Origin of the sequence: Mycobacterium simiae, assembly GCF_010727605.1 — a bacterium.
In the GTDB taxonomy this organism is placed as follows: Bacteria; Actinomycetota; Actinomycetes; order Mycobacteriales; family Mycobacteriaceae; genus Mycobacterium; species Mycobacterium simiae.
Window position 1 is genome coordinate 2,860,105 of sequence record NZ_AP022568.1, and the last position, 23,659, is coordinate 2,883,763.

A 23,659-nucleotide genomic window follows, 5' to 3' on the forward strand; every position below is an offset into this window, starting at 1 on the left:
ACGATACATCGTCGAGGATGCTCTTGCCGGTCACGACGATGTGGCGAGATTGGGGGCCGGGCGCCCGGCGAACAGCGGTAGATCGAGGTAGGTTTTGATGCCGGGCTTCGCGGCACACACGTCGGGGATCGCGTTGATGCAGTGGTTGGCGGTGACCACGACACCCGGGTTCTTCACCAGTCCCTCGGCGATCGTCTCCGGTTGTAGACCCTTGAAGGTGAGGCTCACGTCCGGGTCGCCGGTGATCTCGACCTCGAAGCGTTCGCCACGTCCGCCGAAATTCCAGGCCGGATCCAGGTTTTCCTCGCCCATCAGCCAGTTCACCGCCGCGGTGATCACCGGCTCGCCATCGACGAGAGCCTGCCAGCGGAACCGGCGGGCGGCCACGGTGCCCGCGGTGATCGGGAAGGGGTCGTAGTCGATCTGGGCCGTCGCCACTGCCACATCCTGAATGGTCCTGATATTGGGATCGATGCGAAATCCCATGTGGTCGGCGATCATCCGGACGGACTGCTTGAATCCGGCTTCGAGCAGTCCGGCCATCGGGCCCTGGGTGGCTTCTTCGGGTGTGCCACCGAACCCCATGATGTGGCGTACCACGTCGGGGGCGTTGTAGGTGCGGATGTCGGAGAACTCCTCGGCGCGGACATGAGTGATTGCCGAGGACAGCGAGGAGATCATCAGCGGGAAGCGCTCGGTGATACCGCCCGGGTGGATGCCCGAACCATGCAGCGTCACACCACTTTCCAGTGCGGCGGTGGCGACGGCCTGATGCCGCTTGTTGGCCGGGTCGGGGTAGACCCAGCCGACCGGGGTGACCACGTTCTTGCCCGAGCGCAGGATCGCGATCACCTCGTCATCGTTGGGCACCAGGGGGCTGTACATGACGCAGTCCGCGTCCAGAGCCAAAATCTCGTCGATGCTCGACGTGGCGGTGACGCCTAGGTCCTCGGTGCCGATGATGCGCCCGACGTCGAGACCGTTTTTCTCTGCGCTGTGCACCCAGCAGCCGGTGAGCTCAAGCTGCGGATGATTGCGCACGCAGGCGATGGCCGCCTTCCCGACACCTCCGGTCGCCCATTGGATTACGCGAAGCTTCGACGAACTACTCATCGGTGTCCTTCCGGTTGCGCGTCTTTACACGTCAACGACCGAACTGGCACAGTATGACTCACTGGCAGTCACTGTCAACATTGGCTCTCAAGTTAGGAAGGCCTGTTCATGGGTGTCCTTGACGGCAAGATCGCGATCGTCACCGGGACCAGCCGCGGCGTGGGCGTCGGGATCGCCCATGAACTGCTGCGGGCCGGCGCTACCGTCGTCGGCTGTTCGCGCTCGCAGCTGGACACTATCCCCGGCATCGAGCCCGACTGGGCGGCGCGTGCCTCGCAGCGGGTCTGCGATCAGGGCGACTACCGGTCGATCGACAACTTCATCGCCGACGTTGTCGCCACCCACGGTCGGGTCGACATCCTCGTCAACAACGCCGGCGGCACCGTCCCGGCACCGCATGTGGACAGCATTCCCGAACTGGTGCAACGCATTCAGGGCGCACCACCCGGCGACGACGACTTCGAGCGCACCGCGCTGTTTCACGCGTTCGCGGTGCAGATGAATCTGATCAGCCCGCTGTGGTTCGCCATCCGCGTCTATCGGCAGATGTCGCTTCAGGATGGCGTCGGCTGCATTGTCAACATCTCCAGCGGTGCCGGGCACCCCGCCGGATCGCCGACGTTGGTCTCCTACGGGGCGGCCAAGAGCGGGCTCAACCATCTCACCCGCTCACTGGCGCAGGAGTGGGGCCCGAAGGTGCGGGTCAATTGCGTGGCCCTGGGCCCGACGATGACCGAGAATTTCCGATCGTTCGTGCTGCCGAAGGACGACCCAACCGGGGCGAATTATTTCGCCGCCGTTCCGCTGCGCCGCGCCGGTGAACCCGCCGAGGTTGGCCGGGTCTGTGTGTTTCTCGCCAGCGGGCAGGCCGATTTCGTCAACGGCACCACCATCGAATGCGATGGCGGCATGCTGCCCGGGGTGCTCTACGACGCGGGCCTGAAGACGATCACCGATCTGCTGTAGCGCCGGCCGTGCATCGTCGGCGTTGACCGTGCGCCCAGGGTGTCGACACGCCGATCGCGCCCATCGCCGGCGCACAGTCAACGGCGCCGCAGCACAGTCAACACCGCGGGCGCACGGTCAACGCCGCCGGCGCAGCACAGTCAACGCGCACTCCAACCCGGCCGCCGCAGATGCTGGCGGGTGCTTTCCGGTAGGGGTCTAATTGGTGGATGGAACTGATGAGCCCGACCGACGGGATCTTTTTGCTCGGCGAATCCCGTGAGCACCCGATGCACGTCGGCGGCTTGCAGCTCTACGAGCCCCCGCAAGGCACCGGCCGAGAATTCGTGCGGGAGTTCTACGACGCGTTGGTGGCCCAGCGCGATTTCCAGCCCACCTTCCTCAAGCGTCCGGCGACGTTTCTGGGCGGCATCGCGGACCTCGGCTGGACCTACGACAAGGACCTTGATATCGACTATCACGTCCGGCGCTCCGCGCTACCGTCCCCGGGACGGGTCCGCGATCTGCTCGAGCTGACCTCGCTGTTGCACAGCAGCCTGCTCGACCGGCATCGTCCGTTGTGGGAGGCGTACGTGATCGAGGGGCTCAAGGACGGCCGCTTCGCGATCTACACCAAGATGCACCACTCGCTCATCGACGGCGTCTCGGCCTTGAAGCTGATGCAGCGCGCACTGTCTTCCGACCCGGACGACACCGAGATCCGGGCGCCGTGGAGCCTGCGCAAACCCAAGCGCGCCAGCACGTCGTCATCGTCGTCGCGACTGAGCGCACTGCTGCATGCGACAAAATCCCTTGCGGCACTTGCTCCTTCGACTGTGTCACTGGCCCGCTCCGCGCTGTTCGAGCAGCAGCTGACGCTGCCATTCGGTGCTCCCCGAACCATGCTCAATGTCAAGATCGGCGGCGCCCGCCGGTGTGCCGCGCAGTCCTGGTCGGTGGACCGAATCAAAAGCGTCAAGAATGCGGCCGGAGTCACGCTCAACGACGTCGTCCTGGCGATGTGTTCGGGTGCGTTGCGTTATTACCTGCAGGAGCAGAACGCATTGCCGGACACACCGCTGCTGGCGATGGTGCCCGTCAGTCTGCGCCGGGAGGACGAGGCCGACGCCGGCGGTAACCTGGTCGGCGCCATCCTGTGCAACCTGGCCACCGACGTCGAGGATCCCGCCAAACGGCTGGAGACGGTCAGTGAGTCGATGTACAAGAACAAGACGGTGTTCTCACAGCTGCCGCGGGTGCAAGCGTTGGCGCTGTCCGCGGTGAACATGAGCTCGCTGGCGCTGGCTACCGTCCCCGGCTGGGTGACGTCCACGGCACCGCCGTTCAACCTCATCATCTCCAATGTCCCAGGACCGCGAGAGCAGATGTATTACGGCGGCGCCCGCCTGGACGGCAGCTATCCGCTGTCGGCGATTCTGGACGGGCAGGCGCTGAACATCACGCTGGTCAGCAATGCCGACACCCTCGACTTCGGTCTCGTCGGCTGCCGGCGTAGCGTGCCGCACCTGCAGCGGCTGCTGGCACACCTGGAGTCGTCCCTGAAGGATCTCGAGCGCGCCGTCGGAGTCTGACCTCGGTGCCCAAACTCAGTGCTGGCGTGTTGCTGTATCGCGTCCGCGACGGCATTGTCGAAGTCCTGATCGCGCATCCGGGCGGCCCGTTCTGGGCACGTAAAGACGACGGGGCCTGGTCGATCCCGAAGGGTGAGTACACCGATGACGAGGATCCCTGGGCCGCCGCGCAGCGCGAATTCGCGGAGGAACTGGGTTTGCCGACGCCGGCCGGGCCGCGCGTCGACCTGGGTGTGCTGAAACAACCCGGCGGCAAGGTCGTCACCGCCTTCGCCGTGCGCGGCGACCTTGACGTCACCGAAACGCGCAGCAACACCTTCGAGTTGGAGTGGCCGAAAGGGTCGGGTCGGATGCGGGAATTTCCCGAAGTGGACCGGGTCGAGTGGTATCCGGTGGCGCGGGCACGCAGCAAACTCCTCAAGGGCCAGCGCGCCTACCTTGACGTGCTGATGGCGCAACCGGGGTTGGCGGGGTGTACCGAAGGGAATTGACCGGCGGCGTATGTTGCAGGCATGCAGACGTTACGCACGCCCGACGCGCGATTCGACGGCCTAGCGGATTTCCCTTATAAGCCAAGGTATTCCGAGGTCGCCGACGGGGAGGGCGGGACACTGCGGATCGCGTGGGTGCAGGACGGGCCCGAGACCGCCGATCCCATTCTGCTGCTCCATGGCGAGCCGTCCTGGTCGTATCTGTACCGCAAGGTGATTCCGGTGCTGGTCGCAGCGGGACATCGGGTCGTGTGTCCTGATCTGGTGGGGTTCGGCCGATCCGACAAGCCGACCCGTCGCGAGGACCACAGCTACGCGCGCCATGTCGAATGGATGCGCGCGTTGGCCTTCGACATCCTGGGTCTTCATGACGTGACCCTGGTCGGTCAGGATTGGGGCGGGCTGATCGGATTGCGTTTAGCCGCAGAGCATCCCGAGCACTTCGTCAGGATCGTCGTCGCGAACACCGGGCTGCCCAACGGTGAGCAGCCGATGGCGGAGGTCTGGTGGCAATTTCGGGACGCCATCACGACGGCACCGAAACTGGACATCGGCGCGTTTGTGCAGTCGGGGTGTCGTCGGCCGCTGAGCGCGCGGGCGCGCGCCGCGTACGACGCGCCCTTCCCCGACGACCGGTACTGCGCCGGGCCGCGCGCCATGCCTGGCCTGGTGCCGACCGCACCGGACGATCCCGCGGCGCCGGCGAACAAGGCCGCGTGGACCACCCTATCGGCGAGCCCGACGCCCATGCTGGTCGCATTCAGCGACAGCGACCCCATCACGGGTCCAATGGCCGCGATCTTCCAGCGCGAAATGCGTGGGGCACAAGGCGTCGACCACCCCGTCATCCGCGACGCCGGGCACTTTCTGCAGGAGGACGCCGGCGAGGAGCTGGCGGCTCACATCGTGGAGTTTCTACGCCGCTAAGCGCGCCGGTGCCTGCGGACTGCGACAACGACCACCAGCACCGTCACCGCGATCACCGTGACCACAGCGACGGCCAAGCCGATCAGCTCGACCGGAATGACGACGTCGCGGTCCACGTAGATCACCTGGCGATACGGGTCGTCGCGGGCAGCGTTGCCGAACCTGAAGTCAGATGAAATCTGTTGCGGCTGAGGGATATTCACCTGTACCTTGGTCAGGTAAGCGCCGTGATCCGCGGTCAACTCGCGCAGCAGCGGCTCGCGCACGTCGGCCGAGACGTTGCCGGCGAATTGCACCTGCACGGACTGCCCGGCCCGGGCATCTGCGTCGGTGCGCTGCTGGCGGTGGTCGGACAGGGTGAAGATGGTGACCTGCTGCGGACCCTGGGCCGCGACGGAGAGCCGCATGGGATAGACGAATTGCGACGACGAGAATCTCATCCGCACCGGATTGAGTCCACCGACGAGCGGCTCCGAACCGACCAGGCGGATCGCGACAAAAGACCAGCCGTCCCGGACATACGGTCCCAGCGCGTCCGACACCGCTGGCCGAATAGCATAACCGTTGTCGTCCAACCATTTCCGCAACCCGCTCAGGTCGCCGCCCGCCAGCGTGGTGGCCTCCAGCGGTCCGAGGCGGACCTGATTGACCACGGTGGGGCCGCGGGGCGCGGCCGCCTCGAGCTCCGTGCGGGCGCTCGGCGCGGAAGTGCCCAGGACCCAATGCCGACGCTGCTGCACCCGGGGCGCGGTCAACGCCTCCAACTCCGTGAACGTCGCCTTGTCGGCCTCCGTGACCGTCGCCGGCGCCGGGGTGGGCACCACCAGCGCAACGTTGTCCGTGTCGGCATCCAGGGCGAGCTGCATGACGACGGTTTCGCTGGACCCGTTCCAATGTGCCAGCGCCACTTCGTGGTTCATGGTGGCCTGCCCACCGACGGGCGGGACCACCGCACCGCAGGCGCAGGCATACCCGGGGGCGGCCACCGCCACGTTGGCCAGCGTTGCCAAGACGACAGCGACGAGCCCGAACCCGCATGTGCGAGGCATCCTCATGGCCCACATCGTAGTTGCTGAACGGGTGACAATCAGTAACTTTCGCCGGCGCCTTCCGCGGCGGCAGGCAGAATGTGTGCATGACGACTGCGCCGAGTCACCCGGCCTCCGGTTCCGCCGACCCAGCCGAATCGCAAGCGTTACTCATCCAATTGCTCGACCCGGCCCACCGGGCCGACCCCTATGGGCTGTGTGCGCAATTCCGTTACCGCGGGCCGCTAGTGCTCCCCGATGCGCATCTCGCGGTCTTCTCCAGCTACCGGGACTGCGACGACGTGCTGCGGCATCCGTCGTCGAGCAGCGACCGGATGAAGTCCACCCGCGCCCAAGAGCAGGTCGCAGCGCAGCTCAAGGAACTCACCGACGCCGGGTTACCGGTGCCCGCGCAAGTACCCCCGGGATTTTTGTTCCTCGACCCGCCCGATCACACCCGGCTGCGCAAACTGGTCAGCAAGGCGTTCGTGCCGAAAGTGGTCAACGCGCTGCGGCCCGACATCAGCGTGCTGGTACACGGCTTGCTCGACCGGATCGCCGTGAACGGACGTTTCGACGTAGTCGACGACTATGCCTATCCGCTGCCGGTGGCGGTGATCTGCCGGCTGCTGGGAGTGCCGCTGGATGATGAGCCGCAATTCAGCGACGCGTCCGGACTACTCGCCCAGGCGCTGGACCCGTTCATCACCTTCACCGGCTCGGCGCCCGACGGTCTGCAGGAACGGCTCGACGCCGGAGCGTGGTTGCGGCAGTACCTGCACGGCTTGATCGACCGACGCCGCGCGCGGCCCGGCGACGACTTGATGTCGGGGCTGATCGCGGTCGAGGAATCCGGTGACCAGTTGACCGAAGAGGAGATCGTCTCCACCTGCCTGCTGTTACTGGTCGCGGGGCACGAGACCACGGTCAACCTGATCGGCAATGCGATTCTGGCGATGCTGCGCCAGCCCTCGCAGTGGGCGGCGCTGGCCGCCGATCCCGGCCGGGTCTCGGCGGTGATCGAAGAGACGTTGAGGTATGACCCTCCGGTGCAGATGGTCGGTCGAATCGCGTTGAGCGACATGCGCATCGGGGACGTCGAGGTGCCAGAGGGCGATGTGATGATGCTGCTGCTGGCCGCGGCACACCGCGATCCTGCCGAATTCGAACGACCCGATGTTTTTGATCCCGACCGAGCGCCGTTGCGGCACTTGGGGTTTGGACGCGGGATCCATTATTGCCTGGGCGCACCGCTGGCCCGGCTGGAAGCCAGCATCGCCCTGTCGGAGCTGGCGGCCCGCTTTCCGACCGCGCGGCTGGACAGCGAGCCACGGTATAAGGCCAACGTCACGCTGCGGGGACTTTCAGAGTTGACGGTCGCGGTGTGATTGCCTGGCTTCGCCGCAACGCAGCTCAGTGGCCCGGACCCAGCTTGGGTGCGAACTGCGGACAGAAGTAGGTGACCGATGCGGCGACGAAGAAGGCGGACTGGTTGCGGTTCAGGCCGGAATGCTGATCGAGGTATTGGTAGGCCGACTCCTGATAGTCGAGCATGTCGCACACCTCCTGGGCGTCCTGGACCAAGGCGGCATCAGCGACGTTGAGTCCGATTCCGTTTGCCCGCACCTGTCGCACGAAATCGTCCGTCGGAGTCGCGTGCGCGATGGGCGTCGCGCCGGCCACCAGTAGCGTGGTAGCAGCCGAGATTTCCGCGAGCTTCTTCAGGCGCCCCGCAGCAACGTTCATTCGGTCACTTCCTTCGGAGTTTGTACACATCGAATCCGCTTTGCCGCGGTACCGCAAGTGGGTTGTCGAGGCTGATGCGCAGGCCCATCACTGGCAGCCCGAGCGGTAGCGTCGTCGATAACGGACGGTCTGCGACGGCATTTGCCGCCGAGTGCTCAAAACGGGCAGGCGATCTGACGGGAGAAGTCATGAAGAACTGTATCGAGGGAGGACTCGCCACCGCGCTGACGGCCACCGTGATGGCCACCCTGACGGCGGTGGCGATGATCGCCGTGGCACCGCCCGCCGCCGCCGGCTGTCAGTACGGCGGACCCGTAATCAGCAAGTGCGACGGGCCAGTTCAGCCTGACGGCACCTGGCAGCGTTGCGTGGTGTCGAAGAACTTGGTGCTCAACGGCGCCAGTTCGTTCCTGGTGCCCGAGCGCCGTTGCGACACGGTGGGCCCCGGTCAGCCGTTCGCCGATCCGCCGACGCGCATCGACGACTGACCCGAAACCCGGCTAGCCCAGCCCGGGCACGATGTCGCTGAGGCTGAACGTGACCGGTTGCTCGAGTTGTTCGTACGTGCAGGAACGCGGGTCGCGATCGGGGCGCCAGCGGTTGAATTGCGCGGTGTGCCGAAACCGCCGGCCCTCCATGTGGTCGTAGCGAACCTCGACGACCCGCTCGGGCCGGAGCGGGACGAACGAGAGGTCTTTGCCGGCATTCCACCGCGAGGTCTCGTTCTTTCGCGGGGTGCGCTCGCCCGCCTCGTGCGCGGCCCAGTTCCACGGATGGCTGTCAAGGTCGGTGACCAGCGGCTGCAGCTCGATGAACAACCGCCGCCGCTCGGCCATTGGGAACGCGCCGATCACGCCGACCGAGGCGAGCTGGCCGTCGTCTTGGTAGAGGCCCAGCAACAGCGACCCGATGGCGTCAACGCCGGACTTGTGCACCCGGTAGCCGGCCACCACACAGTCGGCCGTCCGTTCGTGCTTGATCTTGAACATGACGCGCTTGTCCGGTTGATAGCTGCCGGTCAGGGGTTTCGCGATGACACCGTCGAGACCGGCGCCCTCGAACTCGTCGAACCACTGGTGGGCGGTATCCAAGTCGGTGGTCGCCGGGGTCACGTGAACCGACGGCCCGGAGTTGGCCAGCGCATCGACCAGTGCTGCGCGCCGCTCACTGAAAGGGCGCTGGGTGTAGTCCTGGTCGCCCAGGGCCAGCAGGTCGAAGGCGATGAAGGACGCCGGGGTGGTTTCTGCCAGCATGCGGACCCGCGAGTCGGCCGGGTGGATGCGCTGTTGCAGCGCCTCGAAGTCCAGGCCGTGATCGGTGGCGATGACGATTTCACCGTCGATGACGCAGCGCTGCGGCAATTCGACCCCGATCGCCGCGACCAGTTCGGGGAAGTAGCGGGTCATCGGACGTTCGTTACGACTACCCAGTTCGACGTCGTCGCCGTCGCGGAAACAGATCGACCGGAAACCATCCCACTTGGGTTCATACGACGCTTCGGGCGGGATGGATCGGACCGACTTGGCCAGCATCGGCGACACCGGCGGCATGACGGGCAAGTCCATCTGGCCATTGTGCTGGAATCAGTTCATGGTTGCGGCAGCAGAAGAGCTCGAGGTCGATGGTGTCTCGGTACGGCTGACCAACCCGGACAAGGTTTACTTTCCGCAGCTGGGGTCCAACGGCACGAAACGACGACTCGTGGAGTACTACCTCGCCGTGGCGGCCGGACCGATGCTTGCCGCCCTGCGTAACCGGCCCACCCACCTGCAGCGCTTTCCGGACGGCATCGACGGAGAGGAGATCTACCAGAAGCGGATACCGCAGCATCACCCCGATTATTTGGAGACCTGCCGGATCACGTTCCCGTCCGGACGCACCGCCGATGCGTTGATGGTGACCCACCCGTCCGCGATCGTGTGGGCCGCGCAGATGGGCGCGGTCACGCTACATCCCTGGCAGGTCCGCTGCCCGGACACCGATCACCCCGACGAGCTGCGGATCGACCTGGATCCCCAGCCCGGAGTCGGCTTCGAACAGGCCCGCGCCGTGGCGATCGACGTCCTGCGGCCGTTGCTCGACGAACTCGGGCTGGTCGGATATCCGAAGACGTCCGGGGGGCGCGGCATCCACGTGTTCCTGCGGATCGCCACCGAGTGGGACTTCATCGCCGTGCGGCGAGCCGGTATCGCGCTGGCCCGCGAGATCGAGCGGCGTGCACCGGACGCGGTGACTACCTCCTGGTGGAAAGAAGAACGTGGCACGCGGATCTTCATCGACTTCAACCAGAACGCCCGCGACCGGACCATGGCCTCGCCGTACTCGGTGCGGCGCACCCCCATTGCGACCGTCTCGACGCCGTTGACCTGGGATGAGCTGGCAGCTGCGGAACCGGACGACTACACCATGGCGACCGTGCCGGACCTGGTGCGCCGGCGCGACGACCCGTGGGCCGGTATTGACGATGTGGCCCAGCCGCTGGACGTACTGCTGGAGATGGTCGCGGCCGACGAAGAACGTGGCCTGGGCGATATGCCGTATCCCCCGAACTATCCGAAAATGCCGGGCGAACCGAAACGCGTACAACCGAGCCGGGACACCGACCTGACCAAAAAGAATCGGCCGAGCAGTTAGCCGCCCCTGACTGGGGAGACCCCCTTCGGCAACAGCATCACGGTCACCGGGAATTTCAGCGCCGCACCACCTTGGGAGATCGTGCAATAAACGATCTCCACTTCGAGCGGAAGCTGCTGGACGGGCCGGGTCTGCATGTCCAGCCGTGCCCGAACGTAGTGCGGGGTCGACAGCCAGTTCAGACCGCGTTGGATGGGCTCGACCAGGTTCATGAACCCAACCGTACGCCCATATTGAAGCCCCTAGTTGCCAGGCGTGTGAGCAACGTCCGCCGACTACGAGCGTGCCGGTTGGGGGACCGGTCGCCCGGCCGGCGCCCGCGCGTGGTCGCGTGACGGCACCAGCCAGGCGGCGACGAGAGCGATCAGCGCGCCCGCCGCGCCGGCCACCGGCATCGCCCCCGCCGGACCGCACAGCACTAGATATCCGAACACCGAACCGATGGCGAGCAATACCAAATGGACATGCGTCCAGCGCGAAATCGACCGCAGCCGAAAGGACAACGCGATGCCGAGCAGCAGCGCAACCACATGGCCGACGGCAGTAAAGTCCGCGCTGCTGGCCGCGGCCACGGCGTTGCCCAGCCACCATCCGATCCAGACCGCGCGCCACTGTGCAGGTATCGAGGCGGTGAGTGCGCCCAAGACACACACCGCGCCGTAACTCATCCCCACGTCGGTGGCGTGCGCGAGCGACATCGGCAACCATCCGGCGGTCAGGGCGGCGGCCAGCCACACGGCCACGACCAGCGTGGCACCGATATGGCCGAGTGCGAATGTGACGATCAAACCACTGCTGCGCCAGATGAGTTCGCCCAAGCCCAACAGGCAGACCAGGCCCGGAAGCCAAAACAGGATGTCGCCGCCGTCGCTGATGAAGGCGCTGCCGACCAACGTGACCACGTGGCCATGCACCAAATTGTGCAAGTTGGTGCTCATCTCGCTGACCGCGACGTCGTGCGGGTGCGAACCCAGGATCCTCAGCAGGAGGGACACCGCGAGCAGCGCGGCGGCGTAGATGAGCGTGGCCGGCAACGCGGCCGCCAGCGACAACAGCCGCAATCGCACCGCTGTCCAACGATTTTCGTCGCGAAGCATGCCTAGTCCCCGCTCGCTCGACTGATAACCATTGTGCCGGGCCGCTCGCCACGCGGTTGGTGAGACCAGTCACAGTCACGGGACAGCAGATCGGCCACGGTTTCCCGGCGCACGAGTACCCGGGCCCGCCGGCCGGCGACGGCAATCAGCGGCGGGCGGCCCACCATGCTGCAGGTCGACCCCATCGAATGGTGGTAGGCGCCGGTACAGGCCATCGCCAGTAGATCGCCGGGGTGGACATCCGTGGGCAGCGGGACATCGCGCGCGATCTCTTCGCCGAATTCACCATGGCGGCCCACGATGGTTACGGGCGTTGTCTTGGTGGGGACATGTCGATTAGCCAGTGCCACGGTGTGTTTCACGCCGCGCAGCGCCTCGTGCGGGTTGTCGGCCATTCCGCCGTCCACGATTACGAGGGTTGGCCCGCCGGGCTGGCGCTTGACGGAGACGATTCGGTACAGCGTCAACCCAGCACGACCGGCGATGGCTCGGCCCGGTTCGATCACGAGCCGCGGACGCGGATAGTTGAATTCGGCACACGCGGAGGTCAGGGTGGTCTCGATGACCGCGCCGAGCGCACGCGGGCTGAGCTCGGGATCACCGGAGAAGTAAGGAATGTCGTGGCCGCCGCCGAGATTGAGCTGGCTGAGCACGACGTCATGCCGGTCGCGCACATGGGCCATCAGCGTGACGAGTTGACGGATCGCCGTGCCGTACGGCGCCGGATCGGTGACCTGCGAGCCCAGGTGACAGTGCAGTCCAACCAGATTCAGCCAGGGATGATTGAGGACGCGCTTGACGGCATTGGCGGCCCGGCCGTCGGCAAGGGTGAAGCCGAAGCTGGCGCCGGCTTCGCTGTCGATGTCGGGAATCACACGGATCAAGACGTCTTGGTGGCGTCGTACTCGCGCCGCCAGCAGCGCGATTTCGTTCGACGAGTCGATGACGATCCGGCCGACCGCGCTACCGACCGCGGTGTGCAGTTCGGCGGCGGTCTTGGCGTTGCCGTGCACAACGATTTGCGATGGCGCCACGCCGGCGGTCAGCGCGGTGGCGAGTTCGCCGGGTGAGCAGACGGCCAGGCCGGCGCCTTCTGCGGCCACCCAGCGCGCCACTGCGGTGCTGAGCAGCGCCTTGCCGGCGTAGACGAGTTCGATTTCGGGTAGAGCGGCCCGATAACAGCGCAGGCGTGTGCGGAAATCCTCCTCGTCCAAGACATAGGCGGGTGTCCCGAATTCCGCGGCGATCTGCGTGACGGGCATCCCGCCCAGGCACAGCCGGCCCAGGTCGTCGATGTAGGTACTCAACGGCCAGATTGCGCGGTCGAGATGCGGATTCAACCCGTGCCGCAGCGACGGAAGCAGCTCGAACAGCGTCATGCTTCCAAATTGAGGTCTGTACAGGCGCGCCGCCTCGTTCTTAACGAATCTTTCACACCCGCGCGATCAATCTTCACGGTTCCCGCGCGACGCCGTGGCTTGCTGGCGGTTACGGCATCACGAAGGGGACGTCGTCGGGTGCTGTTCTGCGGGCGGCCATCAGTGCGCGCGCGGCATCACCGATCGGTATGCGCAGCGGTAGCCGGGCTGTGTCCGCGGCATCGACGACCGCGGTAGCTACCTGTTCGGGGCTGATCATGCCGGCGCGTGGACCGCGGCCGCTCAAAAACGCAGTGTAGGGATCGTCGAGCAGGGCGTAGGTCGTCACGTTCTCGAGCGCACCGGAGCTGACCGCGCCCGGCTCTAGCAACGTCACCTGGATGCCGAACTGCTCGACCTCGATGGCCAGTGCCTCGACGAGCGCTTCCAGCGCCCACTTGGTAGCGGCGTAGGCCGAATTGGGAGACCGCACCACTCGGCCCATGACGCTGGACATGAACAGCAGCTTGCCGCCACCACGGGCCCGCATCTGTGGCAAGACCGCCTGCGCGACTCGGATGGCGCCAATGGTGTTCAGGTTCAACAGGTGTTGCAGCTGCGCCGTCGGGATCGCTTCGACGGCGGCGTAAAAGATTTGCCCGGCGTTTGCAACGACGACGTCGATGTCACCGGCGGCCTCGACTGCTTCCCGTACGCTGGTGTCGTCGGTGACGTCGAGTGCTAGCCGTCCGTGGACGTCCAGTTGGGCCAGCGTGGCGGGATCACGGGCGGTGGCGACCACGCGATAGCCACGGCGGACGAACTCCTCGGCCATTGCGCGCCCGATGCCACGGTTGGCTCCGGTGATCAACACGGCAGACATGTCGTTGCGCTCCTTGATGATTCGATTCGTCTCACGCGCCGGCGACCGCGGTCGGCGCGACGAAGTGTGCCAAATTATTCCGGATGAATTCGATCAAGCGCACGGGTTCGCGGCCGAGTATTGCGGCTAGTGCCTGCGGATCCGGTGCGACGAGCGGCTCGGTCCGCTGAGATAGCGCGGCCCCGACGGTCGAAATGTGTTGAGCCATGGCCCTGTTGATCGGACCGGTCGGATCCGCTTCGGTCGCGGCTTCTAAACTCCGGCGCCATTGGGCGGGCGAGATCGGCTCGTAACGAACAGGTCGACCCGTCTCGGCCGCGATGAGGCGCGCCACATCACGGTGGGCGATCACCTCGGCCGGAGGCGGATAACTGATGCTGGTCGATTTGGGTGGTGGCCCCAAGAGATGGGCCACGGCGATCTCGGCTGCGTCGTCGCCGCCGATCCACGGCGCCGGCCCGTCGCCGAAACTGTTGGCTATCAAGCCCTTTTCCCTGATCGTGGCGCCGTGCAGCAGGAGCAAGTTCTGGTGAAACAGGGCGCCGAACCGCAGCACCGTCGGGCTCAGGCCTGCCCAGCCGAACACCTCCTCGGCGACCGCCTGCCCCTGACCGAGCTTGCTGGGACTGTCGACCGCGGACACCGCCATCGACATCACCACCACGTGCGCGTCCGGGCTCGCGGCGAGCAGCGCGGAAGACAGGTTGGCGGCCGCCGAAACAATTCCCGCCCCAATCGGATAGGTGAAGTACACCGCCCGCACGTCCCGTACGGCGGCGACGAGCGACGCCCGATCGTGCAGGTCGCCGGTCACGGTCGTCGCGCCGAGCCGACGCAGTCGGTTAGCGCGCTCGTCGTCGGTATGGACCAACGCGCGCACCGGGTGCCCGTCGGCCACCAGGCGGTTCACCACGGTTGTTCCGGTGCCGCCGTGCCGGCCGGTCGCGCCGATGACCAGAACCGGCGCGGTCATCGGGACAGCTCCAAGATCGACATGCCCGTCCTCGTGAAAGAGTTGGAAACTGATCGGTTTACTTGCGGACTCTCAATGTAGCCGCCTTTCACTACGAAGTAAACCGATCGGTGTATATTCGAGGGATGGCTGGAGAGGGATCTGCTCAACCCGTCAGCCCATCCGGCGGGCGCGGTGCGCGGGAGCGTATCGAGACCGCCGCGGCGCGGCTGTTCTACCACCACGGGATCCACGCGACCGGCGTCGAGCTCATTGCGCGGGAGGCTAACGTCTCCAAGCGCACTCTCTATCAACACTTTCCCGGCAAGAACGACCTCGTCGAGTCCTATCTGCGCCGCATGGATACCGAGGGCGGCTCGCCCAATGAGCAACGCCTTGCCGACCCGAACCTGAGTGCCCGCGAGAGACTGTTGGCGATCTTCGAGATGTCACAACGAGAAGTGATGCGGGGCTGCCCATTCCACAACGCCGCGGTGGAATCCGCGGGGACATTGCGCGCTGCCGACGACATCGTGCGGGCACACAAGCAACGGATCATCGGGCGCCTCATTGCCGTCGCGCGGGAGGCCGGCGTCGCCGATCCCGAGCTGCTCGGTCAACAGCTGGCCGTGCTGTTCGAGGGTGCGACCGCGCTAGCGACTTCGCTCAACGACACCGCCCCTGTCGTGCATGCACGGGCGGCCGCGGCCACGCTGATCGAAGCTTCGCTGAACTCTTGACTAGCTCGCGGCCATGCTGCTAAACATGGCCTGCACCGCTAATTTGAGCGATCGCCCAAGAAATCGATGGAGGGGTGCATGGGCCGGATGGACGGCCAGGTCGGCGTTGCCGGTGGACGCCGGCAGCTGCCTGAAATAAGGAAAAGCGGTTATGACGGTCACCAACGACACCGAGGTCTACTACGACCCCTACGACGTAGGGATCAACGCCGACCCCTATCCGACCTACGCGCGACTGCGTGAGCAGGCCCCCCTCTACCACAACGAGAAGTACGATTTCTGGGCAATATCACGGCATTCCGACGTCGAGCGCGCGCTGGCCAATTGGGAGACGTTCTCCAACAGGCGCAGCGACATCCTCGAGCTCGTCCAGTCGACATTCGACATGCCGCGCGGTGTCATGATGTTTCAGGATCCGCCGGAGCACACCAGGCTGCGGGGGCTGATGTCGCGAGTGTTCACGCCGCGCCGGATGGCCGAAATCGAGGACCAAATCCGCCGCTACTGCATCCGGTGCCTGGACCCGCTGGTGGGCTCGTCGGGGTTCGACATCATCGCCGAACTCGCCTCGATGATGCCGATGAGGGTGATCGGGATGCTGCTGGGAATTCCGGAATCCGAACAGATTTCGGTCCGTGACGCCAATGATGCCAACCTGCGGACCAAGCCGGGTGCGCCGCTGAAAGTCGCCGACGCCGATTCCATCGCCGATGGTCGGATCTACGCGGACTACGTCGAGTGGCGGTCGAGGAACCCGTCCGACGACCTGATGACCACCCTGCTCAACGTGGAGTTCGACGACGAGAACGGGGTACACCGTAAGTTGACCCGCAAAGAGGTGCTGCACTACACCCAGGTAGTGGCAGGCGCGGGCAACGAGACCACCGGCCGGTTGATCGGATGGCTGGCCAAGGTGCTGGCCGAAAACCCTGACCAGCGGCGCGAAATCCATCAGGATCGCTCGCTGCTCAACCGGACCGTCGACGAGACGTTGCGGTTTGAACCGACCGGTCCGCACGTCGCCCGTTGGATGGCAAGGGATTTCGAGTGCTACGGGCAGACCGTGCCGGCCGGAAGCGCGATGTTGCTGCTATTCGGCGCCGCCAACCGGGATCCGCGCCGCTACACCGACCCGGACATGTTCAACATCCACCGCGACAACATCTCGCACATCACCTTCGGGAAGGGCGTGCACTACTGCCTCGGCGCCAACCTGGCCCGATTGGAGGGGCGTGTCGCACTCGACGAGATCCTCAACCGCTGGCCCGAGTGGGACATCGATTACGACACAGCACAACTCGCGTCAACCTCCACCGTCCGCGGCTGGCAGCGACTGCGGATCGTGCTGCCGTAGACGCTGTCACGTCGATCTCGTCGAGCGTGGGGCCTATGCACTATTTCGCGCGTGATCGCGTGCGTAGGGCACACACTCGACGGCTGTGCCGCAGAACGGGCACGCTGATCAGGCGCGGCCTTGGCGTGACTTCGGTTCCGGCATTTCGAAGCGGTCCAGGAAGCGGTGCACCAATGCGATCGCGGCATCGTGACCGCCGGAGGAACCCAGGCCCTGTTCCAGAATCAGGGTCCGACCGATCGAGGCGATGACGACCGCGATCGCCGCGGGAGGATACTCGTCGGCGTCGATGTCATGCTGGCGGATGATGAAGTTCAGCGCGGTGATCTGCTGCTCGCGCCACCGATCCGACCAGGCCGCAATCTCGGCCCGAATCTCCTTGCGGTGGTTGGCCAGTCCCATGAACTCCAGCAGCAGTCGGGTGTCCTTGGGTTCAATCAGGGTGTCCCAGAAGGCGTGCAGTGGACGGTCGGAGGCCAACGCTTGCTGCTGGCGCTCCAGGTAGATGGCCGCACCGCGGCGAAAGACGGCCAGGTACAGGTCGTCCATCGTGGGAAAGTAGTAGTGCACCAACGCAGGTTTTACGCCGGCCTTGGCGGCCACCCGCCGCGAGGTGGCGGCGGCGTAGCCCTCCTCGACCATGATCTGGCTCGTCGCGGCGACCAGCATCTCGCGCGTTGCGGAGATGCGCGGCTTCGGTCGCTCGGATGCGATCACGCTCTGGTCATATCACAGGCCGATTCGGCCAGCGGTGCATAGCCGAGATCCTCGACTTTGCCGACGGTATCGCGCCACTGTCGCCCGCTGGGGGCGTTTGTCGCTTGCACCACGAACCGGGACGGGGGCCGGTCCATCAGCTTGACCGTAATCGCTCCCGGGTGATAGGCATGTCAAGCCAACTGTTTGAGCGATCGCTCAGGAAGGTAAGGGAGAGCTTGGGCGCGAAGACGGCGGTCGTAACCGGTGGCGCGTCGGGAATCGGCCGGGCCGTCGCGGAACGGTTGTGCTGCGATGGATTTCGGGTGGCTGTGCTGGACCTCAGTTCGACCGACAGTTCAATCGACGGGGGGTGCGGGTATGTCGCCGACGTCACCGATCGCGGGCAGGTCGACACAGCGATCTCGGCGATCCGCGACGCCTTCGGCCCGATCTCGGTGCTGGTCAACGCTGCCGGGGTGGAGGGCTTCAACAAGTTCTTGAGCATGTCGTTCGAGGAATGGTCGAGGGTGATCGACGTGAACCTCAACGGCGTGTTCCATACGATCCAGGCCGTGCTGCCCGACATGGTCGAGGCGGGCTGGGGTCGCATCATCAATATCTCATCGTCAAGCACCCACTCCGGTCAGCCATTCATGGCGCACTACGTGGCCGCCAAGTCCGCGGTCAACGGGTTGACCAAGTCGCTCGCCCTGGAGTACGGCCCGAGCGGAATCACCGTCAACGCGGTGCCGCCCGGCTTCGTCGACACCCCGATGTTGCGCAGTGCCGAGCGTCGGCACCTGCTGGGTGGCTCCGTCGAGGAGCACATCAACCGCACGCCGGTCCGACGGGTGGGCAGGCCCGAGGACATCGCGGCCGCTTGTGCCTTCTTCGCCTCCGAGGAAGCCGGTTACATCACCGGGCAGATCCTCGGTGTGAATGGCGGCCGCAATACCTGACGCCGGTGCAGCTGCGAAACCAGCTGCGAACCAAGGAGTTTGATGTACGACTGGGACCAACTCTTCATCGACGGCAAGTGGATGGCACCGGCCGGCGGCCAGGATGCGGCCCCGCCCGTCGTGGTGCACTCCCCGCACAGTGAGAAGGTCGTTGGCCGCGCGGTGGGGGCTGGGCCTGCGGACGTCGACCGCGCCGTCGAGGCCGCCCGGGCGGCCTTCGACACCGGGCCGTGGCCCCGTCTGGAGCCGGCGCAGCGGATCGAGGCGATCACCCGGTTGGCGGGCATCTACCGAGAGCGGCGGGCCGACATGGCGGCCCTGATCTCGGCCGAGATCGGTGCCCCGATCACCTTCGCGAAGATGGCGCAGGTGCGGTTGCCGCTGACCATGATGTCCGCCTTCTGCACCTTCGCGGCCGACTACCCGTGGCGGCAGGACCGGCCGGGGTTGTACGGCAAGGACATCCGCATCGTGCAGCAACCGGTCGGCGTCGTCGCGGCGGTGGTGCCGTGGAACATGCCGCAGTTCCTCACTGTCACCAAGGTGGTGCCGGCGCTGCTGGCCGGGTGCTCGGTGGTGCTCAAGCCGGCACCCGAGTCGGTGCTCGACGCACAGCTGCTGGCGGAGCTTGTTGCGGCAGCCGACCTTCCGCCCGGTGTGTTCAATGTGCTGCCCGGCGGCCGCGAAGTCGGCGACCGCCTGGTGCGCCATCCCGGCGTGGACAAGGTCTCGTTCACCGGTTCCACGGCCGCTGGCCGGCAAGTCGCGCTCGGCTGTGCCGAGGGGCTCAAGCAGGTCAGCCTCGAACTGGGCGGCAAGTCGGCGGCCATTGTCCTCGACGACGCCGACCCGGTGGTGACGGCCACCGGCATTCAGATGGCCAGCCTGGCCAACAGCGGTCAGGTTTGCAATGCGCTGAGCCGAATCCTGGTGCCGCACAAGCGTAAAGACGAATTCGTCGACGCCCTGGCGGCCGGGATGGAGTCTATGGTCATCGGGGACCCGGCCGATCCGGCCACCCAGGTCGGTCCGCTGGTGTCCCAGCGTCAACAGCAGCGGGTACGCGGGTACATCGAATCGGGCCGCAGTGAAGGCGCCCGGCTGGTGGTCGGCGGCGCCGCCCTGCCCGACGGCCTGCAGACCGGTTGGTATGTGCGGCCGACCTTGTTCAGCGATGCGACCAACGACATGCGGATCGCGCGGGAGGAAATCTTTGGCCCGGTGCTGACGGTGATTGCCTACCGCGACGAGGAGGAGGCGATCCGGATCGCCAACGATTCCGAGTACGGGTTGGCCGGTTCGGTCTTCACCGCCGAGGTGGATCGCGGGTATGGCATCGCGGCGCGGGTCCGGTCCGGCACCTTCGGCGTCAACGAGGGCTACCTCATGGACCCGGCCGCACCGTTCGGGGGCGTCAAGAACAGCGGCTACGGCCGCGAACTCGGCATCGAGGGCATCGACAGTTACACGGTGAGCCAGTCGATTTCGACGGCGTCGAGCCCGGCGTGATCACAGCTTGTTGAGTCCGCGGACCACTTTGTTGAACGCGCCACGCGAAATCCGGTCATAATCGCCCTCCCGGCAAAGCAGTCCAGGACGATTGGAGTATCGCCTGAACCGATCGGGTTTGCTGGCGGAATCGGAACAGTCACGCGATGATGACCGGGATTAGCGAATCGGTGATCGGGGAATGTCCGGGGAACCACATACAGATAAGGAAAACGCGTGGCGTTGAACTTCCAGGACGTGATCCAGTCCAAGTATTTGCTGTTGACGACCTTCACCAAGGACGGTCGGCCCAAGCCGACGCCGGTCTGGGGGGTGCCCGAGGACGACAAGCTGCTCGTCATCACCGACGATGGTTCGTGGAAGACCAAGCGAATCACCAACACGCCCCGCGTCACGATCGCCAAGAGCGGAATACTGGGCAAGCCCAAGAGCGAAGAGATCGAGGGAGTAGCCCGGGTGCTGCCCAAATCGGAGACGCGGCGGGTCTACAACGCGGTGCTCAAGCGGTATTGGTACCACGCCCCGTGGTTCTATGTGCACTCAATCGTGCGTGGCGGCATCGACAAATTACACGTCGGCCTCGAGATCAAATCCGCTTCGTAAACAACCCCTCGGCGGTTGTTCGCCGGCCTTTCTGGCTTAGCCGGCGGTACTGCGCAGGGCGTCGATCGTGTCGGTCACGGTTTCCCGCGGATCCCGGTAGGTGATGCCGAGTTCTTTCTCGCTGGGTGAATCGTCGGAAGCCGGTATCTGGGTGTAGTACTGCATGCCCGCCGCGGTTAACGGCGTATCGACGAAGGGCAGAATCCGTTTGGCCCGATCCAGCACCGCCCCAGCCACGCGCAGCGCAGTGTCGGGAATCGGAACGCCCACCATCCGCGTATCGGCCGCTTGGCCGAGCAGGTGAGCCAACTCGGCGGCGAGAACCCGGTGACCGCCCGCGGTGTAACGCCGCGGCCCATGCCCCGGCTCCAGCAATGCGGCATGCAGCGCGGCCAGATCGCGGACGTCGACAATCAGCCAGCCGCCGCCGCGGCCCGGGATCACGCGCATTTGCAGCGCCGCTTTGAGGCCCTCGCCGACCTCGCCGTATTGATCGCCGGCGGGCGGCCCCAGGACCATGCCGGGATAGGTGATGGTCACCGGGGCGCCGGCATCCTGAAGTCCGCGTGCATAGATGTCGACCTGCGCCTTCGATGCTCCGTAGCCGTCGGCACCGCCAACGACCGGCAGATCGGCCGTCAGCGTCTCCACGTTCGGATGGAACAACGCGGTGAAGCTGGAGACGTGCACGATCGGGTCGAGACCGAGCTCTACCGCTTGACCGAGCACGTTCTGTGCGCCCTGCAAGTTTGTGCTGAGCATCTCGCCCGTTTGGCGCGGATCGGTGGCCACTAGCGCGGCGCTGTGCACGACGGCATCGCAGCCCTGTAGCGCCGCTCGCGCCGAGACGCGGTCGGTGATGTCCCCGACGGCGAAATCCGACACGTCCACACCAAGCTTGGCCACCGAAGTGTGCAGGCGATCGGGATTGCGCACCAAAAACCGCACGGAGTGCCCCGCATCCGCGATGGCCTTGGCGGTCCACCCACCCACGAATCCGGTTCCGCCGGTGATCAGAACACGCATGCGGCAACGCCCTACAGATGGCTGGCGGCGTAGCTCGCGGCCTGCCCCGCCATGCCGTTCACGACGTAGGAGGCATGCGCCGCGCCGTCGTTGCCGCCGCCGCAGACCGGATCTCCGGGCGCGCAGAGCCGCAGCGTCTTGGCCTGATAGGCCGGGCCGATGGCGATCGCCGGGGCGCCGTAGTGCTCGAGGAATTGGTCCGAAGGTGTGCCGAAGAGGACGACGGCTGCGACGTGGTTGGCGACGTCCGGGGGCATCGGTTTGGGTACCGCGGCTGGGGAGATGCCCCTTGGTACTGCCGCCGAGGTGACGAAGCCGGCCACCGCGGCGCCCTGCGAGAACCCGCCGAGGACTTCCCGCGTCTTCGGGCAGTTGGCCGCCATGGACTCGAGGTGCGAGCTGGCGTCGCGGATTCCGTCGATGAACGTCGCCGGAAAATCGGGATTGCCGAAATCGCTGCTGGCCGGATAGTTCACCGGGTACACCGCCAGCGATCGCCCGCCGAGCTGCCCGCGCAGCGCGTCGACGAAGCCGGAACCGATGCCGCCGACGCCGGGCGGCTCGCTGGTGCCGCGGGCGAATACGACGTCGACATCCGGACAGGGCTCGGCGTTGGCCCGCCCAGTGATAGTGCCGGCGGCGCTGCCGAAAAGCACCGCCGACACCGCCAGCGCGGCAGTGGCGCCGGCCGCCGCGCGGGCGCGCATTCGGCTCCTGAACGATTTCACAACTTTCACCTTCATCTCACCCCGTTGCGTCGATCCCTGCCGTTACCCGTATTCGACGCAGGTGGCGCTAGGGATTGCCCAAAGCGCCAAGTCTCAATCCCAGCGGCCAAGCCCCCGCCGCGTTCAGCGCGGCGAAAGCCGCAATACCGGTATGTGGCGACCGACCGCCTCGGTCGCGACGCGATAGTCGCCGTAGCCGGGATAGGAACGTTCGGCGAGGGCGTACAGCCGTGCGTACTCGTCGGGATTGATGACCTCGGTGGCATGGAACCGTTCGCCGCCCAATTCGCACTCCGGGTGCGCGACGAGGTTGTGGTACCAGCCCGGGTGCTTGTCACCGCCGAAGTTTGACGCAACGGCGATCACGTCGTCGCCGTCGTGGAAATAAGAGATCTGTGCCGTACGCCGCTGCCCGCTCTTGGCGCCGGTGCTCACCAGCGTCGCCGACGGCACGGCAAACATTCCCCAAGACACCTTGCCGCCCGACATCCGCATCAACCAGGGATCGGTCCGGGCGGCGATGTGCTGGGCCAAGAACTTCCCGGGACCGCTCCGGACAAACTTCGTCATGACTCGATTGAAAGCCGACGTGTGGCGTTCGGGGTCGACGAAAGGTAGCGGCATCAGACGACGATAATCCGATCGGTGGCCACAGGTCGCGCGTATGCGATCAGGACGGAAGCTTGGCCAGCAGGTTCACCGTGGCCGCCGCCGAACCTGCTGGCCAACGGCACGAGCTACTTCCTGAACGCGTCCTTCACGTTCTCGCCGGCATCCTTCAGGCTCGATTTCGCCTGATCCCCGCGGCCCTCGTTCTTGGTGTCGTCATCGCCGGTGACCTTTCCGATGGCCTCCTTGGCCGTCCGCCCAGGTCCTCGATCTTGTTCTTGATCTTGTCTTCGGTGCTCATGGGTCGCGCTCCCTTCTGACACAAGCCGTGTCGGGGTCGTTTCGGGGTCGTTCTGGCCCTGGCTACCCGCGAACCTTCGGGTCCGAAACCCCGAACCAACACACCGGTAAACAGGCTGCCCGCCGGTTTGGGAAGCGAGGGACCACTAATGGACCACAATGGGTGGATGAGCACCGCAGCGGTGGTGGCGATCGTCGTCGTGCTGATGCTGCTGGGCCTCGGCATCGTGATCAACCAGCTGCTGCGGCTGCGCAAGTACCTGCGCGATGCGGCCCCGGGCGCGGAGGCGGACGAACCTCCGCATCACGATCTGTCGGGTTGATACCTGCGGCTTTGACGGACTGATAACTTACGTCTCGTAATGG

25 protein-coding genes and 2 pseudogenes are annotated in these 23,659 nt (G+C 65.8%); 13 read left to right on the plus strand and 14 right to left on the minus strand.

Annotated elements, in window-relative coordinates; translation table 11 throughout:
- Nucleotides 1-30 precede the first annotated feature (30 nt).
- Nucleotides 31-1,113, minus strand: a complete 1,083-nt coding sequence (locus G6N33_RS13305) for an NAD(P)H-dependent amine dehydrogenase family protein (RefSeq protein WP_044508938.1) — start codon at nucleotides 1,111-1,113, stop codon at nucleotides 31-33.
- A 108-nt stretch (nucleotides 1,114-1,221) separates the two neighbouring features.
- Between G6N33_RS13305 and G6N33_RS13310 the strand changes: the two genes are divergently transcribed.
- From G6N33_RS13310 to G6N33_RS13325, 4 genes are all read left to right on the plus strand, one after another.
- Complete coding sequence (locus G6N33_RS13310; protein WP_044508937.1) at nucleotides 1,222-2,079, plus strand: SDR family NAD(P)-dependent oxidoreductase; 858 nt, start codon at nucleotides 1,222-1,224, stop codon at nucleotides 2,077-2,079.
- A 209-nt stretch (nucleotides 2,080-2,288) separates the two neighbouring features.
- A complete protein-coding gene (locus tag G6N33_RS13315) occupies nucleotides 2,289-3,650 on the plus strand; it encodes a WS/DGAT/MGAT family O-acyltransferase (RefSeq protein ID WP_044508936.1) in 1,362 nt (453 codons plus the stop codon).
- 5 nt (nucleotides 3,651-3,655) lie between these two features.
- Complete coding sequence (locus G6N33_RS13320; RefSeq protein WP_044508935.1) at nucleotides 3,656-4,141, plus strand: NUDIX domain-containing protein; 486 nt, start codon at nucleotides 3,656-3,658, stop codon at nucleotides 4,139-4,141.
- 21 nt (nucleotides 4,142-4,162) lie between these two features.
- Nucleotides 4,163-5,068: a haloalkane dehalogenase gene (locus G6N33_RS13325; protein WP_044508934.1), complete on the plus strand. Its 906-nt coding sequence runs from the start codon at nucleotides 4,163-4,165 to the stop codon at nucleotides 5,066-5,068.
- Here G6N33_RS13325 and G6N33_RS13330 read toward each other — a convergent pair.
- Nucleotides 5,065-6,123, minus strand: coding sequence for a DUF2330 domain-containing protein (locus G6N33_RS13330; RefSeq protein ID WP_044508933.1), 1,059 nt, complete (start codon nucleotides 6,121-6,123; stop codon nucleotides 5,065-5,067). The genes G6N33_RS13325 and G6N33_RS13330 overlap by 4 nt on opposite strands.
- Nucleotides 6,124-6,203: 80 nt before the next feature.
- Between G6N33_RS13330 and G6N33_RS13335 the strand changes: the two genes are divergently transcribed.
- On the plus strand, nucleotides 6,204-7,484 hold the full coding sequence (locus tag G6N33_RS13335) for a cytochrome P450 (RefSeq protein WP_101528127.1): 1,281 nt from the start codon (nucleotides 6,204-6,206) through the stop codon (nucleotides 7,482-7,484).
- A 25-nt stretch (nucleotides 7,485-7,509) separates the two neighbouring features.
- Here the strand turns inward: G6N33_RS13335 and G6N33_RS13340 are convergent, their stop codons facing one another.
- On the minus strand, nucleotides 7,510-7,842 hold the full coding sequence (locus G6N33_RS13340; protein WP_044508931.1) for a DUF732 domain-containing protein: 333 nt from the start codon (nucleotides 7,840-7,842) through the stop codon (nucleotides 7,510-7,512).
- A gap of 188 nt (nucleotides 7,843-8,030) precedes the next feature.
- On the opposite strand from G6N33_RS13340, the gene G6N33_RS13345 reads away from it, so the two are divergent.
- Nucleotides 8,031-8,330, plus strand: coding sequence for a CDGP domain-containing protein (locus G6N33_RS13345; protein ID WP_408632778.1), 300 nt, complete (start codon nucleotides 8,031-8,033; stop codon nucleotides 8,328-8,330).
- Nucleotides 8,331-8,342: 12 nt separating this feature from the next.
- On the opposite strand, the gene G6N33_RS13350 is transcribed toward G6N33_RS13345, so the two are convergent.
- The gene (locus G6N33_RS13350) at nucleotides 8,343-9,407 is read right to left on the minus strand and encodes an ATP-dependent DNA ligase (protein ID WP_044508930.1); all 1,065 of its coding nucleotides are present in this window, start codon (nucleotides 9,405-9,407) and stop codon (nucleotides 8,343-8,345) included.
- Between the two features lie 25 nt (nucleotides 9,408-9,432).
- On the opposite strand from G6N33_RS13350, the gene ligD reads away from it, so the two are divergent.
- Nucleotides 9,433-10,476 carry a non-homologous end-joining DNA ligase gene (ligD, locus tag G6N33_RS13355; protein ID WP_044508929.1) on the plus strand — a complete coding sequence of 348 codons (1,044 nt, stop codon included), beginning with the start codon at nucleotides 9,433-9,435 and terminating at the stop codon, nucleotides 10,474-10,476.
- On the opposite strand, the gene G6N33_RS13360 is transcribed toward ligD, so the two are convergent.
- The 5 genes and pseudogenes from G6N33_RS13360 to G6N33_RS13380 all read right to left on the minus strand — a co-directional run bounded on the left by G6N33_RS13360 (nucleotide 10,473) and on the right by G6N33_RS13380 (nucleotide 14,787).
- Nucleotides 10,473-10,688 carry a hypothetical protein gene (locus G6N33_RS13360; RefSeq protein WP_044508928.1) on the minus strand — a complete coding sequence of 72 codons (216 nt, stop codon included), beginning with the start codon at nucleotides 10,686-10,688 and terminating at the stop codon, nucleotides 10,473-10,475. The two genes, ligD and G6N33_RS13360, sit on opposite strands and share 4 nt — an antisense overlap.
- A 63-nt stretch (nucleotides 10,689-10,751) precedes the next feature.
- Nucleotides 10,752-11,573 carry a rhomboid-like protein gene (locus tag G6N33_RS13365; RefSeq protein ID WP_101528126.1) on the minus strand — a complete coding sequence of 274 codons (822 nt, stop codon included), beginning with the start codon at nucleotides 11,571-11,573 and terminating at the stop codon, nucleotides 10,752-10,754.
- 74 nt (nucleotides 11,574-11,647) lie between these two features.
- Nucleotides 11,648-12,952, minus strand: a pseudogene (gene lysA / locus G6N33_RS13370) (diaminopimelate decarboxylase); the annotation flags it as partial.
- A 109-nt stretch (nucleotides 12,953-13,061) separates the two neighbouring features.
- On the minus strand, nucleotides 13,062-13,814 hold the full coding sequence (locus tag G6N33_RS13375) for an SDR family oxidoreductase (protein WP_044508924.1): 753 nt from the start codon (nucleotides 13,812-13,814) through the stop codon (nucleotides 13,062-13,064).
- Nucleotides 13,815-13,845: 31 nt separating this feature from the next.
- On the minus strand, nucleotides 13,846-14,787 hold the full coding sequence (locus G6N33_RS13380) for an NmrA family NAD(P)-binding protein (RefSeq protein ID WP_044508923.1): 942 nt from the start codon (nucleotides 14,785-14,787) through the stop codon (nucleotides 13,846-13,848).
- Between the two features lie 125 nt (nucleotides 14,788-14,912).
- Here G6N33_RS13380 and G6N33_RS13385 point away from each other — a divergent pair, with 125 nt between their 5' ends.
- Both G6N33_RS13385 and G6N33_RS13390 read left to right on the plus strand, forming a co-directional pair.
- Nucleotides 14,913-15,506, plus strand: coding sequence for a TetR/AcrR family transcriptional regulator (locus G6N33_RS13385; protein WP_044508922.1), 594 nt, complete (start codon nucleotides 14,913-14,915; stop codon nucleotides 15,504-15,506).
- A gap of 151 nt (nucleotides 15,507-15,657) precedes the next feature.
- Nucleotides 15,658-16,860, plus strand: a complete 1,203-nt coding sequence (locus tag G6N33_RS13390; RefSeq protein ID WP_044508921.1) for a cytochrome P450 — start codon at nucleotides 15,658-15,660, stop codon at nucleotides 16,858-16,860.
- A gap of 108 nt (nucleotides 16,861-16,968) precedes the next feature.
- Here the strand turns inward: G6N33_RS13390 and G6N33_RS13395 are convergent, their stop codons facing one another.
- A complete protein-coding gene (locus G6N33_RS13395; RefSeq protein WP_044512532.1) occupies nucleotides 16,969-17,529 on the minus strand; it encodes a TetR/AcrR family transcriptional regulator in 561 nt (186 codons plus the stop codon).
- 218 nt (nucleotides 17,530-17,747) lie between these two features.
- Between G6N33_RS13395 and G6N33_RS13400 the strand changes: the two genes are divergently transcribed.
- The 3 genes from G6N33_RS13400 to G6N33_RS13410 all read left to right on the plus strand — a co-directional run bounded on the left by G6N33_RS13400 (nucleotide 17,748) and on the right by G6N33_RS13410 (nucleotide 20,630).
- Complete coding sequence (locus tag G6N33_RS13400) at nucleotides 17,748-18,518, plus strand: SDR family NAD(P)-dependent oxidoreductase (protein WP_044508920.1); 771 nt, start codon at nucleotides 17,748-17,750, stop codon at nucleotides 18,516-18,518.
- 42 nt (nucleotides 18,519-18,560) lie between these two features.
- A complete protein-coding gene (locus G6N33_RS13405) occupies nucleotides 18,561-20,027 on the plus strand; it encodes an aldehyde dehydrogenase (RefSeq protein ID WP_044508919.1) in 1,467 nt (488 codons plus the stop codon).
- A gap of 216 nt (nucleotides 20,028-20,243) precedes the next feature.
- Nucleotides 20,244-20,630 carry a PPOX class F420-dependent oxidoreductase gene (locus tag G6N33_RS13410; protein ID WP_044508918.1) on the plus strand — a complete coding sequence of 129 codons (387 nt, stop codon included), beginning with the start codon at nucleotides 20,244-20,246 and terminating at the stop codon, nucleotides 20,628-20,630.
- A 36-nt stretch (nucleotides 20,631-20,666) separates the two neighbouring features.
- Here G6N33_RS13410 and G6N33_RS13415 read toward each other — a convergent pair whose 3' ends face one another.
- From G6N33_RS13415 to G6N33_RS13430, 4 genes and pseudogenes are all read right to left on the minus strand, one after another.
- Complete coding sequence (locus G6N33_RS13415; protein ID WP_044508917.1) at nucleotides 20,667-21,656, minus strand: SDR family NAD(P)-dependent oxidoreductase; 990 nt, start codon at nucleotides 21,654-21,656, stop codon at nucleotides 20,667-20,669.
- 11 nt (nucleotides 21,657-21,667) lie between these two features.
- Nucleotides 21,668-22,363, minus strand: coding sequence for a cutinase family protein (locus tag G6N33_RS13420; RefSeq protein ID WP_044512530.1), 696 nt, complete (start codon nucleotides 22,361-22,363; stop codon nucleotides 21,668-21,670).
- Between the two features lie 144 nt (nucleotides 22,364-22,507).
- Entirely contained in the window at nucleotides 22,508-23,008 is a 501-nt protein-coding gene (locus tag G6N33_RS13425) for a nitroreductase/quinone reductase family protein (protein WP_044508916.1), read from the minus strand.
- Nucleotides 23,009-23,121: 113 nt separating this feature from the next.
- Nucleotides 23,122-23,294, minus strand: a pseudogene (locus G6N33_RS13430) (CsbD family protein).
- Nucleotides 23,295-23,460: 166 nt separating this feature from the next.
- Between G6N33_RS13430 and G6N33_RS27085 the strand changes: the two are divergent.
- The gene (locus tag G6N33_RS27085; protein ID WP_170310400.1) at nucleotides 23,461-23,616 is read left to right on the plus strand and encodes a hypothetical protein; all 156 of its coding nucleotides are present in this window, start codon (nucleotides 23,461-23,463) and stop codon (nucleotides 23,614-23,616) included.
- The last annotated feature ends 43 nt before the right edge of the window (nucleotides 23,617-23,659 follow it).

Bases quoted from the DNA above. Each gene is read 5' to 3' on its own strand.
- G6N33_RS13305 (WP_044508938.1), bottom strand. From the start codon at position 1,113: ATGAGTAGTTCGTCGAAGCTTCGCGTAATCCAATGGGCGACCGGAGGT.
- G6N33_RS13375 (WP_044508924.1), bottom strand. From the start codon at position 13,814: ATGTCTGCCGTGTTGATCACCGGAGCCAACCGTGGCATCGGGCGCGCA.
- G6N33_RS27085 (WP_170310400.1), top strand. From the start codon at position 23,461: ATGAGCACCGCAGCGGTGGTGGCGATCGTCGTCGTGCTGATGCTGCTG.
- G6N33_RS13345 (WP_408632778.1), top strand. From the start codon at position 8,031: ATGAAGAACTGTATCGAGGGAGGACTCGCCACCGCGCTGACGGCCACC.
- G6N33_RS13335 (WP_101528127.1), top strand. From the start codon at position 6,204: ATGACGACTGCGCCGAGTCACCCGGCCTCCGGTTCCGCCGACCCAGCC.
- G6N33_RS13360 (WP_044508928.1), bottom strand. From the start codon at position 10,688: ATGAACCTGGTCGAGCCCATCCAACGCGGTCTGAACTGGCTGTCGACC.
- G6N33_RS13385 (WP_044508922.1), top strand. From the start codon at position 14,913: ATGGCTGGAGAGGGATCTGCTCAACCCGTCAGCCCATCCGGCGGGCGC.
- G6N33_RS13415 (WP_044508917.1), bottom strand. From the start codon at position 21,656: ATGCGTGTTCTGATCACCGGCGGAACCGGATTCGTGGGTGGGTGGACC.
- G6N33_RS13340 (WP_044508931.1), bottom strand. From the start codon at position 7,842: ATGAACGTTGCTGCGGGGCGCCTGAAGAAGCTCGCGGAAATCTCGGCT.
- G6N33_RS13350 (WP_044508930.1), bottom strand. From the start codon at position 9,407: ATGGACTTGCCCGTCATGCCGCCGGTGTCGCCGATGCTGGCCAAGTCG.
- G6N33_RS13315 (WP_044508936.1), top strand. From the start codon at position 2,289: ATGGAACTGATGAGCCCGACCGACGGGATCTTTTTGCTCGGCGAATCC.
- G6N33_RS13325 (WP_044508934.1), top strand. From the start codon at position 4,163: ATGCAGACGTTACGCACGCCCGACGCGCGATTCGACGGCCTAGCGGAT.
- G6N33_RS13395 (WP_044512532.1), bottom strand. From the start codon at position 17,529: ATGCTGGTCGCCGCGACGAGCCAGATCATGGTCGAGGAGGGCTACGCC.
- G6N33_RS13420 (WP_044512530.1), bottom strand. From the start codon at position 22,363: ATGCGCGCCCGCGCGGCGGCCGGCGCCACTGCCGCGCTGGCGGTGTCG.
- G6N33_RS13380 (WP_044508923.1), bottom strand. From the start codon at position 14,787: ATGACCGCGCCGGTTCTGGTCATCGGCGCGACCGGCCGGCACGGCGGC.
- G6N33_RS13330 (WP_044508933.1), bottom strand. From the start codon at position 6,123: ATGAGGATGCCTCGCACATGCGGGTTCGGGCTCGTCGCTGTCGTCTTG.
- G6N33_RS13405 (WP_044508919.1), top strand. From the start codon at position 18,561: ATGTACGACTGGGACCAACTCTTCATCGACGGCAAGTGGATGGCACCG.
- G6N33_RS13390 (WP_044508921.1), top strand. From the start codon at position 15,658: ATGACGGTCACCAACGACACCGAGGTCTACTACGACCCCTACGACGTA.
- G6N33_RS13310 (WP_044508937.1), top strand. From the start codon at position 1,222: ATGGGTGTCCTTGACGGCAAGATCGCGATCGTCACCGGGACCAGCCGC.
- G6N33_RS13425 (WP_044508916.1), bottom strand. From the start codon at position 23,008: ATGCCGCTACCTTTCGTCGACCCCGAACGCCACACGTCGGCTTTCAAT.
- G6N33_RS13400 (WP_044508920.1), top strand. From the start codon at position 17,748: ATGTCAAGCCAACTGTTTGAGCGATCGCTCAGGAAGGTAAGGGAGAGC.
- G6N33_RS13365 (WP_101528126.1), bottom strand. From the start codon at position 11,573: ATGCTTCGCGACGAAAATCGTTGGACAGCGGTGCGATTGCGGCTGTTG.
- ligD (WP_044508929.1), top strand. From the start codon at position 9,433: ATGGTTGCGGCAGCAGAAGAGCTCGAGGTCGATGGTGTCTCGGTACGG.